3 protein-coding genes are annotated in these 2,307 nt (G+C 43.1%); all 3 read left to right on the plus strand.

Annotation, left to right across the window (positions count from 1 at the left end; genetic code table 11):
- The coding region (locus ACH2DQ_RS14445) for an ACT domain-containing protein (protein WP_395027216.1) at window positions 1-349 on the plus strand (349 nt) is incomplete at its 5' end.
- A 165-nt stretch (window positions 350-514) separates the two neighbouring features.
- The gene (locus ACH2DQ_RS14450; protein ID WP_394915334.1) at window positions 515-1,165 is read left to right on the plus strand and encodes a redox-sensing transcriptional repressor Rex; all 651 of its coding nucleotides are present in this window, start codon (window positions 515-517) and stop codon (window positions 1,163-1,165) included.
- 92 nt (window positions 1,166-1,257) lie between these two features.
- Window positions 1,258-2,307: NAD(P)H-hydrate epimerase (locus tag ACH2DQ_RS14455; protein ID WP_395027218.1), on the plus strand; the 1,050-nt coding region annotated here is incomplete at its 3' end.

A 2,307-nucleotide genomic window follows, 5' to 3' on the forward strand; every position in this document is an offset into this window, starting at 1 on the left:
GTCTTTTGAACATATGCCTTCTGGTATTGATACTATGACCGTATTTGTACATCAGTCAGAATTTGAAGAAAAAGAACAGAAGGTACTTCAGGGTATCCAGAGATGTGTACACCCGGACTACATTGATTTAGAGTCAGATCTGGCACTTATTGCAGTGGTGGGCAGGGGAATGCGCTCCACAAGAGGCACGGCAGGCAGAATATTCTCTGCGCTGGCACATGCAAATATTAACGTAAAGATGATCGACCAGGGTTCCAGTGAATTGAATATTATTATTGGCGTTCGGAATGAAGATTTTGAGACAGCAATTAAAGCGATCTACGATATTTTCGTAACAATCCAGCTATAGATGGGAGTCTGTCAGGATGCCTGTTTTTGTGGTAAGAATGGGTAAAGAGCCTGTTTAACAGGAAATTTTGTATTTTCTGCCATAATAGTTTGACATGAAATTCACAATTCGTTATAATGTTTATACGAAAGAGTAAACGAGATTATGCATTTGGAGGATGGTATTGTGGAGGAAAAAGAAATTTCAAAAGCCGTCATTAAAAGGCTGCCTCGTTATTACCGTTACCTGGGAGATTTGCTGGAGGATGGTGTGGAGCGCATATCTTCGAATGATTTGAGCGACCGCATGCAGGTGACAGCATCACAGATCCGGCAGGATTTAAATAACTTTGGCGGTTTTGGACAACAGGGATATGGTTATAACGTGAAGTATCTTTATAATGAGATAGGAAAGATTTTAGGCCTGGATAAAACTTATAATATGATTATCGTAGGTGCCGGCAATCTTGGACAGGCATTGGCAAACTATGTGAAGTTTGAAAAGCGCGGGTTCTGGATCAAAGGTATCTTTGACGTGAATCCAAGGCTTCAGGGTGTGACGGTACGTGGAATTGCGATTCGGATGACAGATGATCTTCCGCAGTTTGTCAGGGATAATGAGATTAAGATAGCAGCGCTGACGCTGCCGAAGGAAAACGCTGAACAGATGGCAAATCTTCTGATTGAGAACGGAGTGAAGGCAATCTGGAATTTTGCTCATATCGATCTGCGCTTGCCGGAAGATGTAATCGTGGAAAATGTACATCTTTCTGAGAGCCTGATGCAGTTATCCTATAACATTAACCGTTATGAAAAGGAACATGAAATTAAAGAATAAGGAAATGGTCAAAATAACGCGTAGGAGGATATCAGTGAGATATTTTTACGCGTTGTTTTGCGTTAGAGCGTGTTTGAAAGTGGGTGATAGATATGGAATATCTGGTAAAGGCAGAAGAGATGAAACGCTGTGATCAGACTACCATTGAAAAATTTGGGGTTCCGTCCATAGTTTTGATGGAGCGGGCGGCACTGGCTTGTACAGAAGAGCTGACAGATGGCAGTTTTGATCTTAAAAATGTTCTGGTTGTGTGTGGAAGCGGCAATAACGGGGGCGATGGATTCGCCATTGCAAGGCTGCTGCATCTGCGAGGGATAGCAGTTTCCGTATATTTTGCGGGAAAAGAGGCATCTTGTACACAAGAAACCAGATTACAGAAGAATATCTGCGAAAAATCTGGTGTGATGTTTGTAAGTAAGTTGGGGGTAGGTGAATATACTAGTATAGTAGACGCTATGTTTGGAGTAGGTCTATCCAGAAATATAGAAGGCCATTATGCGGATGTGATCGGTTATATGAATCAGTCAGAGGCAGCTATTCTGTCGGTTGATATTGCTTCCGGAATCAGTGCGGATACCGGAAAGGTGATGGGAACGGCGGTAAAGGCAGATAAGACTGTAACGTTTGCATTTAAAAAGATCGGCCATGTGTTGTATCCTGGAACAGAGTACGCCGGGAGCGTCAGTGTGAAGGATATAGGAATTACCGTGGATGGTTTTGAAAATCAGCTGCCAAAAGCTATCTCTTACACGAAAAGGGATCTGCAGCTGCTTCCCCCCAGATTTGCATATTCCAATAAGGGCACTTACGGAAAAGTTCTTGTAGTGGCCGGTTCTTTAAATATGTGCGGGGCAGCTTTTTTATCGGCAAAGGCAGCATATAAGACAGGGGCGGGACTGGTACAGATCTTCACAGAAGAAAGTAACCGTATTATGCTCCAGACTATGCTGCCGGAAGCAATTCTTACCACTTATGATACCTGTGATTTCAGGCATGAGCAGTTAGAAGAAGCGGCAGAACAGGCAGATGTGATTGTATTTGGACCCGGAATTGGAAAGAAAGCAGATAAGCGAAAAATGCTGGAACTTCTTGTAAAGCTGCGGGATAAGCCGCTTTTGATTGATGCGGATGGCCTGAATCTG

It is taken from the genome of Robinsoniella sp. (assembly GCF_034124845.1).